We start from the raw sequence: 15,893 nt of genomic DNA on the forward strand, positions 1-15,893 counted from the left end.
GTACTAAGTGAACAATTCCAGCTGTCCCGGGTATTTGGGCTTGCGGCTGGGAATTTCGGGTTCATGAAAATTAGAAAGCGAGATCCCAAGCAGCCTGACCGGTTTTTCATTCATTTCAACTTTGTCCAGCAGACTCTTCGCTGTATCAATAATCGCGTCAATATCAGTGACGGCGGAGTTGAATGACTGATTTCTGGTGATTTGGGTAAAATCGCTGAACTTCACTTTCAGGGTCACTGTCCGGCCTTGTAACTGCTTTTTTTGTAGTCTGTTAAAAACAATCTGACCGATCCTGTCGAGCTCTTTGTGCATTTCCTCGGGCGTGATCAGGTCGTAAGTAAAAGTATCCTCGGCGCCCAGTGACTTCGTTTCCCGGTGCGTTTGTACGAGCCGATCGTCGAGGCCCCGGACGATTTGGTAGTAGAAATAACCCGTTTTACCAAAACGCTTTACCAGCTCCTCTTCACTCAGCTTTTTAAGGTCTGCGCCGGTGAATATGCCCATTCCTTTCATTTTATCAGCAGTTACTTTTCCTACGCCGTGAAATTTTTCTACCGGCAAACTGCTCATGAAGCTCTCAATTTTTGAAGGTCCGATGAAAGTAAGCCCGTCGGGTTTATTGATATCCGAGGCAATTTTTGCAACAAACTTATTGATAGAAACACCTGCGGAAGCGGTCAGGTTAAGCTCGGAACGGATCGCGTTTTTGATCTGGCCTGCAATTTCCATGGCCGATCCTATATTGAGTTTGTCCTCGGTAACGTCCAGGTAAGCTTCATCCAGGGAAAGCGGCTCGATCAAGTCGGTGTAGCGCGAAAAAATTTCACGGATCTTGTTGGAAACTGCTTTGTAAACCTCAAATCTTGGATACACAAAAATAATATCCGGACAAAGCTGGATAGCCTTGCGCGACGACATGGCCGAGCGTACGCCAAACTTCCTGGCCTCGTAGCTCGCGGTAGCCACTACGCCGCGGCCGGTTGGGGAGCCGCCCACGGCCAGCGGTTTTCCCCTGTATTCAGGGAAATCACGTTGCTCCACAGAAGCATAAAAAGCATCCATATCAATATGAATGATCTTTCTCAGCGGCGCTGACATAGTGAGAGATTTGATTATTTAATAGAGTACTGTTGGTTAAAAACAAATTAAATAACTTTCAATTCGCATCATTTGGTAATTTTTTTTCGTAATCTCTATTGAATTTAGATTTATCAAGATACTCGCCTGACTATTAGTAACTGTTCTGACCTAACTAATGCAACAAACTATACAATTTGCTAAATACATACTCCTGTTTTTTTGCTTTTGCTTTTCTATTTCTCCCCTGGCCGCTCAGGACAAATGCGGTACGATGGGGCTACTTGATAAAAGATTCGAAGCGCAGCCGGCGCTGAAAAACATCTTTGAGCAGCGAAATGCACGCCTGAAAGAGATCATCAATGAAAGATTAAGAACCGGAAAATCGCTCAGAACCGCCGAGGACAATGTAATTCCCGTCGTTTTCCATGTGGTGCTCAGCGGCAGGATGGAGGTAACCGACGAACAGATCGGGGCTCAGCTGGATACGATCAACAAAGACTATTTTGGTGCCGCTGATCATCTGGCACAAGTACCTTCCTATTTTAAGTCACTCTTCGGACAGTCAGGTATTCAGTTCTGTCTTGCGCAGAGAACGCCAGACGACAGGCCGACGACCGGTATTGAAAGAGTGACGACCACAAGAAATTCATTTGATTACACTACAAATCTTGTAAAACACGCCGAATCGGGCGGTTTGGATGCCTGGGATCCGGACAAGTATCTCAATATCTGGATCTGTGATCTTTCCGGCGGTGTGCTTGGTTACGCTACTTTCCCCGACGACGGCGTTCCCGACGAGCAAGGCGTGGTGGTGGATTATTCGTGTCTGCCAGGCGGAAGTTTTACTGCATATAATGGTGGAAAAACACTTACGCATGAATTAGGGCACTATTTCAACCTGTTTCACATCTGGGGCGACGACAACGATAGCTGTACCCGCGACGATGGGATCAGTGACACACCGCGCCAGCAAGGCAGCACCGGGACCTGCCCAACCGGCATTGTGCGTGACCAATGCACACCGACAGGAAATGGGATCATGTATCAAAATTATATGGATTACACCCCGGACGATTGTCTGCTGATGTTTACCCGGGAGCAGGTCGCCGTGATGGAGGCGACTTTACTGGGGAATCGATTGTCGCTGCTATCCTCCAATGCCTGCACGCCGGTCAATCTTAAAAACAAGGATGCTTCCATTCAATCGATCACGCAGCCGGAGCAGCGTATTTGTTCCAACACATTTATCCCGCAGATCATACTCGAAAACCGGGGTGCGGAAACCCTGACTTCCGTGCGCATTCGCGCGGTGATCGACGATGGGACCGAGCAGAATTATACCTGGACAGGTTCGCTGGCTACTTACCAAAGAGCAACCGTAACCCTTACAGAACTGCAAACCACGGAGGGAAACCACATTCTGAATATCTCCACTTCCAATCCGAATGGCGCGGCGGATGAAGATCAATCCAACGATGCGCTTTCGATGGATTTCATTTATTATGAACCAATAGACCCGCCTGTGGTCGAGAGTTTTGAAAGTCTGTTTCCACCGCGGGGCTGGGATATTGTGAATGAAGATGGCGGCACAACTTGGGAAAAAACGAGTATTGCCTCCAAGACCGGCAGTTCGTCTGTCCGCATTTCGAATTTCAACAACCAGGTGATCGGCCAGCGGGATTACCTCCGTTTGCCGACGGTGAATATCGCCGGAACGGATTCTGCATTTGTTTCTTTCGAGGTTGCAGCAGCTACAAATACGAGTTCTTCGGCACAGGGCAATGTTTGGGATAGTTTGCAGGTACTGATCAGTACAGACTGCGGGTTGTCTTATACAAGTGTCTACAAAAAATGGGGATCAACGCTGGTTACGCGTCGGGGAGCTACCCGCGTGGCATTTACTCCTAATGCGAGTGAATGGAGGCGGGAAGAGATAGATATCAGTGAATTTATCGGTCAGGGCGAAATCCTGGTTGCATTTCTCAATTCAAGTGGAACTGAAAATGATATTTTCCTCGACGATATCAATCTGCGGACCGTCACGATCAATCCTAATTTGAAAGAAGCTGGCTTTCTGGTCACGCCAAATCCGACGAGCGGGCGGGTATCTGTGCAGTTTTACCCGCATCCGGAACGGCTGCGTTCAGTCTCTATTCTGACGGTAGGAGGTAAGAAGATCGCTGAAAAATTAGTGACGGGCGAGGTGAGTACCAATGTATATGAGTTCGATCTGACGAACTATGCTTCCGGGCTCTACATTGTGAAGGCAGAATTTGAGGACCGGGTTCTGACCAACAAGATCATCAAGAATTAGACATAAAAATAGCCGGAAAGAGATTCCGGCTATTTTATTTTTGGATTAATATATCCTTTTAACGATCACTTTACTATTTGTCTGCGAAACTGCGAATTCTTTTGCATTCTCGTTCTCAGGCGCTATAAAGATCTGTTTTTTCTTTTTTCCATCGGTACTGACCCAGTTGGCGGAGTAAATATCAGGGAGGCTGCCGGCGTAGATCGGGTGGTTGTCAGAAATCATAAATACCTCTTCTTCTTCGTAGGCAAGTTCGAGGTCGCTGCCTTCGATAATGTCGCAAATGATCTTTAAACCGCCGGAATCGCCGTCAACAAGCCCTTTAATCCTCGCCTTTCCGTAGAAAGGATCTTCTTCAAATTCCCATCGAATGTAATACTCAATTACATTTCCTATCTGAGAATCAATATAGTCGGCGGTAAGCAGTTGTTCCTGGCGCATGTGGAATTTGTTTTCTTATACTCCTTTATAAAAGAGCAATGTTGTCCCAAAAGAAATAGGGGAGTTTAGCAAATGTAATCGGAACCTTATTGTTTCCAAAAATTATGACGTGCGTTTCGTCAATATTTATCAAACTACAAAACATATACCGGCACGCAGATAAACCCCGGAGCTTCCTGCATATAGTTGCCACAGTTAGTGCCGGCACAGGTTTGCCCCGCATTGTTGAAAAATCGGTGCTTGCAGCCTGAAACGTGCTTTTTATCACCGATAGAAACATAGCGGTACGATTTTTGTCTTCCGGGGAGTAACTCATAATTATTTCGGGACAATAGTCCTTTCACCTAGCCAAAAATCTATATGCAAGAAACTCGACGATTAAGCGGGCGTAGAGCCTATTCAGGCACGCTCACTTTTCTGAGGATTGGTTTGGTTCTCCTGCTGCTATTCTTTTTTGTCAAGACAAACGTTTACGCGCAACAGGTGATTCCAGATTCAAGCCGCAAAGCAAAACCGGACACTACTATTGCACCGGTCGTCAAACCCGCTACTGATACCCTCCCCAAAACGAAAATACCGGTTGATTCAACCAAAACTCCCGCAGATTCAGCCAATAAACCAGCAACCGGCACAGTTCCTGTAAAAAGTACTCAGAATTTCGATCCGCTGGTAAAACCTACAACTCCTCCCGATACGACCAAGAAACCAGCTGTCGCAGCCGATACTACCGCCACGCCGGCGGCGCGTCCCGACAGCCTTAATGCAAAACCTCAAACCGGCAATGCAGCTCCCGCCCAACCGGCGGGTCAGCCAACTCAACCTGCTGCACAACCAGCACAGCCCGCAGACAGTGCAATAGGGCAGCAATCGCCCGAGCTGGGACCGGATGCGAAATCTATCAAAGGAAAAGTGGTTGACGAAAAGAATTCCGGATTGCCAGGAGTAAGTGTTTTGGTGAAAAATACGACAATTCAGGCGATTACAGAGCCCGACGGTACTTTCCAGATGAAGGTACCTGCTCAGGGAGCAATACTCGTTTACAGTTTTGTAGGTTTTACAACCAAAGAAATACCCGTAGGCAACCAGACGCAGTTTAATGTACAACTTCTTCCCGAGTCGAAAGCGCTGAAAGAAGTGGTGGTAGTAGGTTACGGAGCGCAAAGCAAGCGGGATCTGGCAAGCTCTACTTCGCGTGTTTCTGCAACCGAATATAAGTCGGCGGTAATAAATACGGTCGACCAGGCAATCCAGGGCCGGACCACCGGTGTGCAGGTGACCGAAACTTCGGGCGAGCCGGGTGCAGCTGCTGTTGTCAGGATCAGGGGTAATAACTCGCTGAGCGGAAACAACGAGCCACTTTACGTGATCGATGGGTTTCCAATGCCGCCGTATAGGGAAGCGGGTGCCAACTTCACCGGCGCGTATCAGCAGAACGGATTGTACGGGATCAACCCCAACGATATTGAAAGCATGGAGATCCTTAAAGACGCCTCGGCGACCGCAATTTACGGTTCTCGCGGTGCAAACGGGGTCGTATTGATCACCACCAAATCCGGAAAACGCGGCGAGGGCAGGGTAGAGCTGGTAAACAAAACGTCATTTGGTACCGTCTCCAACCCGATCAAAATGATGAATTCCAAGCAATATGCGGAGATTATCAATGAAAGTTATGCTTTAAGCGACCGTACTCCGCCATTTGGAAACCTCGATAGCGCATTCACAAATACCGACTGGGTCGCGGCGATCACGCAACCAAGTTTCCGGCAGGATGTAACGCTCAGCATATCGGGCGGCAGTGAAAAATCTTCCTATTATATCTCGGGGAACTATTTGCAGGAAAAGGGTACGATCGTGAATTCGGATAATAACCGGGCTAGTTTGCGCGTCAACCTCAACAATGAAGTAAATAACTGGTACAATGTAAAAGGGCAGTTTTCTTTCAGCCGCCAGAAGTCAAACCGGGCTGTAACTGCTTCTCGTGCGTGGCCAAGTTCGGGCGGGTTAATGGACGGACTTCGCGCCGCGCCGACGCTGGAACTGGACTATCTTGGAAACAACAGTATGGGTATTCCCAATTATTCAGGGTTCTATTTTTCAAATCCCCTGAATGAGCTGATGGCGAAAACCGACGTGACGCAGAGTGATTATTCTATCCTGAATGTCGAGAATTACTTTAAGCTGGCGGAAGGTTTGCAAATGGTTGTTAGTCTTGCCGGAAACCAAAACCTGAGCAGACGGAAAGTATTTTTACCACCATCCACGGCAGAGGGAAATCAGGTGAGAGGAAAAGGAAGTAATAATACTTCCAATACGTACAGCTACAACGTCAATGCGTACCTGCAATATGAAAAAACCTTCAACAAAGACCATTATCTGAATTCGACGCTGGGTGTGGAATATAACGACCAGACTGTTGAAATCGTCAACACCAACGCTTCTGGTTATGATGTGCCGTTTTTTGGAATAGACAATATCGGAAGTGCGCAATCTCAGGCGATCGGCTCCTTCAAGGAAAAGCGGATTTTGCAATCCGGGTTTTTGCGGGCAAACTATTCTTACAAGGGTAAATATGTTCTGAATAGCTCGGTGCGTATCGACGGCGCGTCTGCATTTGCTGCAAACAATAAATATGGAATTTTCCCTTCTGTCGCCCTGGCGTGGAACCTGGATCAGGAAGAATTTATGAAGGGGGTTACCTTTATTTCCAATACCAAATTCAGAGGATCGTGGGGAGAAACGGGTAGCCAGGCGATCGGACCTTACTCTTCTCTTTCGCAATATGGTTCCGGGTTTTATGAAATGGGGCCGCAGGGTGATGGCGCGGTGATCGGTACGGGTATCTTCCCGAATACGATCGCGAATCCGAACCTTTCCTGGGAAAGAACGCGGCAGCTGAATCTGGGTATGGATTTCAATACTGCCAAAGACCGTCTGGTTTTCAGTTTTGATTACTACAATAAGGTAACATCTGATCTGCTTCAACCAAGGAGAGTTCCTACACAGGCCGGCGTAAGTACCATTATCGACAACTATGGTACGATGCGTAACCGGGGATTTGAGTTGAGTATTCAGGGAAATATCATTCAGAAGAAGAATGTAACTTTTTCTTCGAGAGTCAACCTGAGCCGGAATATCAATACACTGGTCGATCTCGGCGAAAGAACGCAATCTGACTTTGTATCTCTCAATGGAAACCTGCTCGGCGGAGTAATGGGGATATTGACACCGGGAGAAGAAGTTGGCCGGTTCTTTGGCTTTAAAGTGCCCGGACTGACACAAACAACCGATTTCGATGCGGACGGAAATCCCACATTCGCCACATTTGAAGGCCCGAGACCTGCGGGCAGCAAGGGTACCCCGATCTACGGCGCGTGGATTTATGAAGATGTGAATGGCGATAATATCATCACTGCCGACGACCGGACCGTTTTAGGAAAATCAACACCTGACTTTACATTCGGATGGAGTAACGACCTGACCTGGAAAAACTTCTCGCTGAATGCGCTTTTCACGGGATCTGTCGGAAACGATGTATTGAACCTGACCAATTTCTACATTATGAATGGCGTGGTGGAATACAGCGGCGTTGGTTTTAATCAGTCGGAAGAGTGGTACAACAAGCGTTATACCGAATCCAACGTGCACAACGATCCGAAATATCCGGGGATCCAGCGCGGTATTCCATCGGGTGATATTAATTCGACAATGCTGGAAGACGGTAGCTTTATGCGCCTTAAAATGCTGAGCTTGTCTTACACATTCCCGCGCCTCGGCCCGGTTCAGAACCCACGCCTTTTCGTGACGGGAACAAACCTGTGGACCCTGACCAAATATACCGGTTTTGATCCCGAAGTGAGCTCTTATGCGCAGTCGCTGTTGCAGCAGGGTATTGATTATGGCGCGTATCCGACGCAGCGTTCGTACACTATTGGTTTCTCGTGTAATTTCTAATTCCGACCTACGAAAATGAAAAGTCATATAAAAATAGCTGCACTGCTCCTGCTGACGGGAATGTTTTCCTGCAAGGACAATCTGGAAGAATCGCCTTATTCTTCTTTGAGCAAAGAGGTCGTTTTCAAAGACGAAGACGGGCTGAACCAGGCTACGATCGGCGTTTATCATGCTTATACCGCGCCCGATTTCGGGGATATCAGCAACCGGTTCTCACTGACTGAAACGGGCCACCGTTATGCCACGGCGGGTATCCTGGGTTCGGGGGCTGATCCTTACTATCGTTTTGGCCACAATGCCACTTCGCCTGCATTCGAATCGGTTTGGAGCCGGTTTTACAAGATCATTTTCAGGGCTAATGTGGTGATCGATAATGCAACGAAGGCCGTTCCGGGTGAGGAAGAGGAAGCTGATCCGTACATTGCGGAAGCCCGCGTGCTCAGGGCTTATGCTTACTTTAACCTTGTCAGATTTTTCGGTGGCGTCCCACTAATATTGAAAGAGATCAACTCGCTCGCGGATGAAGATCTGATATTTGCGCCGCGTGCGACCGATGTGGAAGTGTACGACGCGATTATAGCGGACCTGATATTTGCGGAAACAAGATTACCCGATTCACGCGGTGGCGCAGAATTGGGCCGGGTCTCCGCCGGAACAGTGAAAGCATTACTAGGTAAAGTGTACCTGCAAATGGCCGGCAAACCATTGAACCGCACTGAGAATTACCAGAAAGCGATAGATATGTTCAGCCAGCTGGTGGGTCCTGTAAATGAAGAGAAATATGATTTTGAGCTGCTTCCTGATTTTACAGATGTATTTTCTCTTGATAATGAAAGAAACCGCGAGATTGTACTTTCCTTCGGTTATTTCATCAACTCTTCGCAACCGAATGGAAATATCCTGCCATTTAATCTTTTCCCTTCTGGTTTGGTAAATGGAGATGAGCAAACCAACTACGGGCTGCTTTATAGTTTTTACCAATTGTATGAAAAGACGGATCAGCGAAGGGATTTTACGCTCGTTCCGAGATACGTTTTTCAGGGCACCGCTCGCGGGAATGCACAGACTGGCGACAGTATTATCTATAATCCCACGATCGGAAATTATGTGATCAAACGCACGAATGCATCCTTCGCCCACGATGATTTTAAATATGGTATTGCGTATGGAAAACTGGCGCGGGTACCTCGTCCGGCCGGAGCCGCGGTGCAGGGATATAGCGCAGATATGATAGAAATGCGTTTTCCGGATGTACTGCTAAGTCTGGCCGAAGCATTGAACGAGACGGGCAAAAGTGCCGAAGCATTGCCACTCGTGAACCGCGTGCGGGCACGTGCGAAGGCCACTCCCTACCGTGCGGCCACCGTCGCCGACATGCGCGCCGCGATCCGCAAGGAAAGGAGACTGGAACTGACGGGTGAATTCAATACCGTATTCGATATCCGCCGCTGGGGTACATTGAAGGAAGAAATCGCCGCCATGAGCGAGGATCAGATCGTAGACAATATCCTGATCCCCTACACCGAAAGGCTGGAAATTTACCCGATCCCACAATCGCAGATCGACGCAAACCCGAATCTGAGACAGAATGACGGTTGGTAGAATTGAATGAATGCATTCTTTACAGACGCCGGGCTAGGATAGCCCGGCGTTTTTGTAGTATTTTTTGCAGGCTCAACAAGGTTATCGAAATTTCTGTGGTAAATTTAGTTACCTAAAAGGCTTCTATGATTTCTTCAAAACCAGGCTCGCAACGACTTTTAACGTTGCTTTTATTTCTTGGAATCTTCACCTCCTGCCAAAAGCATCTCAGCGTTTCTAAAAGCGAATACACGCAATATAGCATCGATCAGCAGGTTGGGGAGGACTCGGCGGCTGTGCAGTATTATTCGCCTTATAAGGAAAAAATGCAGGCTGAAATGAGCCGCGTGATCGGGCAGACCGAGGAGGAATTGACCAAACCAAGCGAGCCGGAAACGTTACTTGGTAATTTCTTTGCCGATGCAATCCTGAAAGAAGGTTTGAAAAAAGATCCCTCGATTCAATTTACACTATCTACAAAAGGCGGCCTGCGCACCACATTTCCCAAGGGAGATATTACCGTTTCCAAAGTTTTTGAGCTAATGCCATTTGAAAATGAACTGGTGGTATTGAAAATGAAGGGTGAAAATGTGCAGCAGCTCATCGATTTTATTGCTCGAAAAGAAGGTGAGCCCGTTTCGGGAATGCAGATGAAGATCCGGGACAAAAAAGCATTTGACGTCACGATAGCCGGCCAGCCTTTTGACATTAACAAGACCTATACATTACTAACCTACGATTACCTCGCCGACGGTGGCGATCAGCTGAGTTTCCTGAAAAATACATTGGAAAGAAAGGACCTCGGCCAGCGAGTAAGAGAAGCAATATTAGAAAATATCAACGATCTGACCCGCGAGGGTAAAAAAATCAAGGCGCAACTCGATGGTAGAATTACGATTGTCCAGTAACAGCAGAAGGGAATTTTTACGCAAAGGTCTGGGCGCGACGGCAATGCTGGGACTGGCTGCCTCGCCACTCGCTGCTTTTGCGAAAGACCGGACAGTGCAGTTGACGATTCTGCATACCAACGACGTGCACAGCCGGGTGGAGCCTTTCCCGATGGACGGTTCGCGAAACCAGGGGTTGGGCGGCGTGGCCAGACGTGCCGCTTTGGTTAAAAAGATCAGGGCAGAACAGCCAAATGTGCTTTTGCTGGACGCAGGCGATATTTTTCAGGGAACACCTTACTTTAATTTATACGGTGGCGAAGTGGAAATGACGCTCATGAGCCAAATGGGTTACGACGCGGCGACGATGGGAAACCATGATTTTGACAATGGTTTGGCAGGTTTTAATAAACAACTCATACACGCTCAATTTCCTTTTCTGGTAAGTAACTATAACTTCGATAATACGGAGCTAAAAGGCAAAACGCAGGCATTTAAAGTATTTAAAAAGCAGGGTATTAAAGTCGGCATATTTGGGCTGGGTATTGAGCTGCAAGGTTTGGTGAATAAGAAAAACTATGGCGAAACGGTTTACCAGGACCCGATCGCGAAGGCGAATGAAGTGGCTTCCATTTTGAAAAATGACTTGAAATGTGACCTGGTTGTGTGCCTGTCGCATTTGGGATACAAATACCAGAGCGATAAAGTGTCTGATCAGGTACTTGCCAAATCAACCCGGAATATCGACCTGATCATCGGCGGGCATACCCACACTTTTATGAAAGCCCCGGAAACGATTATGAACCTCGACGGAAAGCCTGCTACGATCAACCAGGTCGGTTTTGCAGGTATTAATCTGGGTCGGCTGGATTATTTTTTCGACCGCGACTCGGGCAAACATACCATGGTCTCGGCCGTTTATCCGGTTCACGAATATGGTTTAGTTTAGAAAAATCCGGCGGCTATTCCATGTGCAGGAATCGTTGCCGCACTTTTTCTTCTTCCAGGTCGAGCTGTGCGAGGTGCTGGCGGATTACCTCTTCTTCGAACATTTCTTCTTTGTTGTATTGAAGTAAAAGCGCGCGCTTGTAAGCGAGTAGCTCTCGGGTAATATCTTGGAATTCAGCTATATAATTGCGTCCGCTGGTTTCGTGTTCGTCTTCGTTGACGTGATCCAGGAAGCCGATATCACTTTCCAGCTTGTATTTCAGATTTTGCAGCAGCTCATTTCTAGGTATTTCGGCAGCAAACTTTTCATTGATTACGGCCAGGGAAGCTTCCGCCAGTTTTCTCCTGATCAATATATCCTGCTCCTGTGAAGGTACCTCATAATCCAGTTCCTCTACTTTCAGCCATTTGATCACCAGCGGCAGGGTGAGCCCCTGAAAAACCAGTGTAACTAATATCACCACAAAAGTGATAAATAGTATCAGGTTGCGCTGCGGAAATGGCTGGCCACCGTGGATCACCAGCGGAATGGAAAGCGCTGCGGCTAGCGACACCACCCCGCGCATTCCTGTCCAGCCAAACACCAGCGGCGCACGCCAGCCCGGCCGGCTATCTGCCGTTTTGATGAACTTGCTCACAAAAACAGTGAATACCGACGCGCCGAGGGTACTCGCAATGCGGGTCACGATCACGACCAGCGAAATGATCAGTCCGTAACCGATCGCAGTAAGCAAAGAAATGTCGCCCAGCTGGTTTACGATCACAGGAAGTTCAAGGCCGATGAGCATGAATACCAGTCCGTTTAACACAAAACCGACCGTAGCCCAGACATTAAACCCTTGAATGCGGCTGAGGTGGCTGAGGATACTGTGACTTCTTTCCGAAAGAAAAAGGCCGCCCGTAACCACCGCGATCACGCCGGAATAGTGGAATTCTTCTGCCGCAATGTACATCGTGTAAGGCGCCACAAAAGTGAGAATCGTGTCAATGCTGGGCGTGGTAGGCAACCAGCGGTGTATCGCGTAGAATATCAGCGCGACGCCCATTCCGATCGCAAATCCCATTAAAATCACCATAAAAAAACTGGTAACTGCCTGGGAAAGAATGAATGTGCCTGATATTACGGCCGTTACCGCAAACCGGAAAACGATCAAGCTGGAAGCATCGTTTAGCAGACTTTCGCCTTCGACAATCGTGATCAGCCTCTTGGAAACTTTTACATCCTTTAATATGGAAGTAGCTGCAACCGCATCTGGCGGCGAAATGATACCGCCGAGCAAAAAGCCCAGTGCAAGCGTAAATCCGGGAATTAATGCGTTGGAAACGAATGCGATCACGCAGGAAGTGAAGATCACGATCCCAAACGCGAAAGAGCCGATCACGCGCCGCCATTTCCAGAATTCTTTCCAGGAAGTTTGCCAGGCAGCCTCGAAAAGCAGCGGCGGCAGAAAGATCAGAAAGATCAGTTCGGGGTCGATCTCGACGGTGGGCGTACCCGGTATAAAACTCAATGCAAGTCCGCCGAGTACCAGCACAATAGGGTAGGATACCTTAATCCGCTGCGCGAGCATTACCAGGAATAAGATAATGAGGATCAGCGATATATATAAAATAATGTTGTTGTGCATCGCGGCCTATTTTACATATAATTTGATACCGTTCGTCGATTTCAGCACGATCTGCGGATGCATTCCTACCTCGTGCGCGGGGTCGTTTTCGAAAGTAAATCTTTTGAGTAAAGCAGAAAGTATAAGCTGCATTTCCATCATCGCAAATTGCAGCCCGATGCAGATCCTGGGGCCCGCCCCAAAAGGCAGATAGTTGAACTTAGCCCGGTTCTTCACATGCTCAGCACTGAAATTCCCGGGATTGAAAACGAGCGGATTTTCCCAAAGATGCGGATTTCTGTGCAGTTCGAAAACCGATAAAAACACGGAAGTGCCTTTTGGAACGTGGTAACCTTCAATTTCTTGATTGACTGTCGCCTCGCGCGTCATCGTCCAGGCGGGCGGGTACAAACGCAGTCCTTCTTCCACAACCTGGCGGGTGTAGGGCATTCGCATCAGCTGCTCAAATGACGGTACCGTTTCAAACAGCTCACATTCCTGCCTGATCCGCGCCACAATTTCGGGCTGTTTGGAAAGCTCCCAAAGCAGCCAGCTCAATGCAGTCGCCGAAGTTTCGTGGCCGGCTGCAAACATCGTGATCGCTTCGTCCCGGATTTGCAGGTCGTTCATTTGCTCGCCGGTATCTTCGTCAATACTGTCAAGCAGTAATTGAAGCAGATCATTCGGCGCTTCTCCGGAGAGGCGGCGCTGTTCTATAAAATCGAAAATGAGCTTATTAAAATAGGTGATGTCGGTTCTGAAATGCCTGTTTTCCCCGTTGATCGCCATCAGAGGCCGCCGGTACGGTCGGCGAACCCGCGTGACGAGGTATTTTTGCGTGCGTGATACCTGCTTGTATATCTGCGCCTTATCCTCGCTGGTCATATTGCCAAACAAGGTTTTGAGTGCAATATCCGAAGTGACGCCCATCATTTTCGCGTCAATATCGATCGCTTCCTTGCCGCGGTGTTGCTCCATTTCATCCAGGAAACTTTTGGTCAGTTCGCCCATTGTGAGGAACAGTTCCTGCAACCGCTCGCGATGGAACGCGGGTTGTACCAGTCGCCTCTGACGGAGCCAGAAGTCTCCCTCGCTCGTCACCAGGCCATTTCCCAACACCGGCTGCAACATTTTGGACGAACTGCCTTTCTTAAAATTTTTATTGTGCTGTTGTAAGATATGCCGGAAAAATCCTGGCTCGCGGCTGATCACAAATTCGCGGAAAAGCTTGATTTTGAAAGTATCTCCACAAGTTTCAAAACCCTGGTGAAGAAAATGAAGCGGGTCGCGCGCAAATTTGATCGCACCGACCAAACTGAAACTGCTGATCCGGAATTCTGGTATTGGGCGCATGCTTCCCGTTAAATTTTAGAGCTACACAAATAAGTCATTTACAAACAAAAAACCACCCGCAGTACGGATGGTTTTGACAAATTAATGTGGGTAATGCTATTTCTTATCTGCGAAAGAACGCAGCATCCAGGTATTTTTTTCCTTGAATTGCATAAAACGGTTCACCATATCATTGGAACCATCGTCACCTGCTTGCGAAGTAGCTTCCAGCAGTTCCCTTTCCAGCCCGATTAGCGTCGCCATATCTTCCAGGATCGCGTCCACCATATCCAGGTCTTTCATACCGATTGTGTTGATTTCTTTCAGCTGGGATTCATTGATATAGTCTGCAAAGCGGCTGTGAGGCGGCTTTCCGAGCGTTAATACCCTTTCTGCGATCTCATCGATCGTAAGCTGCGCATTGGTATAAAGTTCTTCGAATTTGACATGAAGGGTGAAAAAGCTCTGACCTTTTACATTCCAGTGACATCCCCTCAGTTTCTGATAGTGAATGTGATAGTTGGCAAGATAGTCGTTCAACAAATCTACAACAGGCTTAACTTCCTGTTCATTGAGGCTGATTTCGTTAGCATCCATAATAATAGCTGGGAAAATTGAAAATCGTGTTTCAGGTTATTGAAACAACAAAATCATACCAAAATATCATACTTCCAAACTCTATACGTTAATCTCCTCGAAAACTGTCAAAGTATCGTAATTCCACTTGCCTGCACCATTTAAAAAAGCTGAAATGCGGCGTTTCGGGCACGATACTTTACAGTCAGGTACTCAAATCCACTAATTATTTAAACCATGTTGATCGCGAAGTTGAAAGGGAGTTTTTTCGGAGTAATGTTATTGATGTGTCTGTGCTCAACTGCCAATGTTTCAGCGCAGGTAAAAGAGGAAGAAAAGGTGAAAGCGGCGACGGCTGTACTGAATGATTTTAACGAAATGCAGGAGAATATCCCTGCCCAGCTTCTGAATATGTCGAAAGGGATCATCATCGTCCCTAAAATGATCAATGCAGGATTGATGCTCGGCGGCAAATACGGCCGGGGCCTGGCGATGGTAAAAAAGGAGAACGGCGAATGGAGCGATCCGGTATTTATCACGATCACAGGAGGAAGCATCGGCGCGCAGATCGGCGTACAGTCAGTTGATCTGGTATTGGTTTTCAAGAACAGCAAAACGCTTATGGAAATAGGAAAAGGCAGCTTCACACTGGGCGGTGACCTCTCAGTTGCAGCCGGACCAATGGGCAGAAGTTCCTCTGCACAAACAGATTACAAACTTGAAGCAGAAGTGTATTCCTATTCAAGAAGCAAAGGTTTGTTTGCCGGCATCACCCTGAACGGAGCCGCATTGGCAGTTGACAACAAAGCCAACAATGACTTTTACGACGACTGGACCGACGCGAATACGACATTCAAAAAGTCAAAAATAGCTTCAAAGCCAGTCGACGACCTGAGAACCAGATTAGACGAATTTAACTGATCACCCCAATGCCATCCTCAGTAATTTCCTATTTCAATTATGATGGAGACACTGAAACGTTACGCGTAGTATACGTGTCAGGGATGGTTTACGACTACAAAAAAGTGCCTCTGGAAGTATACCAGGCCATGAAAGCCTCGTTTTCCAAAGGCACTTTTTTGAATAAGTATGTGAAGGGGAATTTTGAGTTTGAGAAGGTGGGGTGAAGGGAGGAAGGAGGAAAGGGAGGAAGGGAGGAAGGTAGGAAGGTACTTT

The 15,893-nt window shown here is 47.7% G+C and carries 12 protein-coding genes; 7 read left to right on the forward strand and 5 right to left on the reverse strand.

Annotated features, from left to right (window positions below; translation table 11 throughout):
- Positions 1 to 3: 3 nt before the first annotated feature.
- Entirely contained in the window at positions 4 to 1,098 is a 1,095-nt protein-coding gene (dinB, locus tag LZG94_RS08015) for a DNA polymerase IV (RefSeq protein WP_233791397.1), read from the reverse strand.
- 253 nt (positions 1,099 to 1,351) lie between these two features.
- On the opposite strand from dinB, the gene LZG94_RS08020 reads away from it, so the two are divergent.
- On the forward strand, positions 1,352 to 3,394 hold the full coding sequence (locus tag LZG94_RS08020; RefSeq protein WP_233791398.1) for a M43 family zinc metalloprotease: 2,043 nt from the start codon (positions 1,352 to 1,354) through the stop codon (positions 3,392 to 3,394).
- 45 nt (positions 3,395 to 3,439) lie between these two features.
- Here the strand turns inward: LZG94_RS08020 and LZG94_RS08025 are convergent, their stop codons facing one another.
- Entirely contained in the window at positions 3,440 to 3,835 is a 396-nt protein-coding gene (locus LZG94_RS08025; protein ID WP_215232918.1) for a hypothetical protein, read from the reverse strand.
- A gap of 360 nt (positions 3,836 to 4,195) precedes the next feature.
- Between LZG94_RS08025 and LZG94_RS08030 the strand changes: the two genes are divergently transcribed.
- From LZG94_RS08030 to LZG94_RS08045, 4 genes are all read left to right on the forward strand, one after another.
- Positions 4,196 to 7,786 carry a TonB-dependent receptor gene (locus LZG94_RS08030; protein WP_233791400.1) on the forward strand — a complete coding sequence of 1,197 codons (3,591 nt, stop codon included), beginning with the start codon at positions 4,196 to 4,198 and terminating at the stop codon, positions 7,784 to 7,786.
- Positions 7,787 to 7,801: 15 nt separating this feature from the next.
- Complete coding sequence (locus LZG94_RS08035; RefSeq protein ID WP_233791401.1) at positions 7,802 to 9,388, forward strand: RagB/SusD family nutrient uptake outer membrane protein; 1,587 nt, start codon at positions 7,802 to 7,804, stop codon at positions 9,386 to 9,388.
- Positions 9,389 to 9,513: 125 nt separating this feature from the next.
- Entirely contained in the window at positions 9,514 to 10,275 is a 762-nt protein-coding gene (locus LZG94_RS08040; RefSeq protein ID WP_233791402.1) for a 5'-nucleotidase C-terminal domain-containing protein, read from the forward strand.
- Positions 10,250 to 11,203, forward strand: a complete 954-nt coding sequence (locus LZG94_RS08045; protein WP_233791403.1) for a bifunctional UDP-sugar hydrolase/5'-nucleotidase — start codon at positions 10,250 to 10,252, stop codon at positions 11,201 to 11,203. The genes LZG94_RS08040 and LZG94_RS08045 overlap by 26 nt, the downstream gene beginning before the upstream one ends.
- A gap of 13 nt (positions 11,204 to 11,216) precedes the next feature.
- On the opposite strand, the gene LZG94_RS08050 is transcribed toward LZG94_RS08045, so the two are convergent.
- From LZG94_RS08050 to LZG94_RS08060, 3 genes are all read right to left on the reverse strand, one after another.
- Positions 11,217 to 12,830 (reverse strand): Na+/H+ antiporter, encoded by a 1,614-nt coding sequence (locus tag LZG94_RS08050; protein ID WP_233791404.1) that lies wholly within the window; start codon positions 12,828 to 12,830, stop codon positions 11,217 to 11,219.
- A 6-nt stretch (positions 12,831 to 12,836) separates the two neighbouring features.
- A complete protein-coding gene (locus LZG94_RS08055) occupies positions 12,837 to 14,162 on the reverse strand; it encodes a cytochrome P450 (RefSeq protein WP_233791408.1) in 1,326 nt (441 codons plus the stop codon).
- A 96-nt stretch (positions 14,163 to 14,258) separates the two neighbouring features.
- Positions 14,259 to 14,738: a Dps family protein gene (locus LZG94_RS08060; protein ID WP_215232925.1), complete on the reverse strand. Its 480-nt coding sequence runs from the start codon at positions 14,736 to 14,738 to the stop codon at positions 14,259 to 14,261.
- Positions 14,739 to 14,954: 216 nt separating this feature from the next.
- Here LZG94_RS08060 and LZG94_RS08065 point away from each other — a divergent pair, with 216 nt between their 5' ends.
- Both LZG94_RS08065 and LZG94_RS08070 read left to right on the forward strand, forming a co-directional pair.
- The gene (locus LZG94_RS08065) at positions 14,955 to 15,638 is read left to right on the forward strand and encodes a lipid-binding SYLF domain-containing protein (protein WP_233791410.1); all 684 of its coding nucleotides are present in this window, start codon (positions 14,955 to 14,957) and stop codon (positions 15,636 to 15,638) included.
- Positions 15,639 to 15,646: 8 nt separating this feature from the next.
- Positions 15,647 to 15,844 (forward strand): KTSC domain-containing protein, encoded by a 198-nt coding sequence (locus tag LZG94_RS08070; RefSeq protein ID WP_233791411.1) that lies wholly within the window; start codon positions 15,647 to 15,649, stop codon positions 15,842 to 15,844.
- The last annotated feature ends 49 nt before the right edge of the window (positions 15,845 to 15,893 follow it).

Source organism: Dyadobacter sp. CY343 (genome assembly GCF_021390335.1).
Taxonomy (GTDB): Bacteria; Bacteroidota; Bacteroidia; order Cytophagales; family Spirosomataceae; genus Dyadobacter.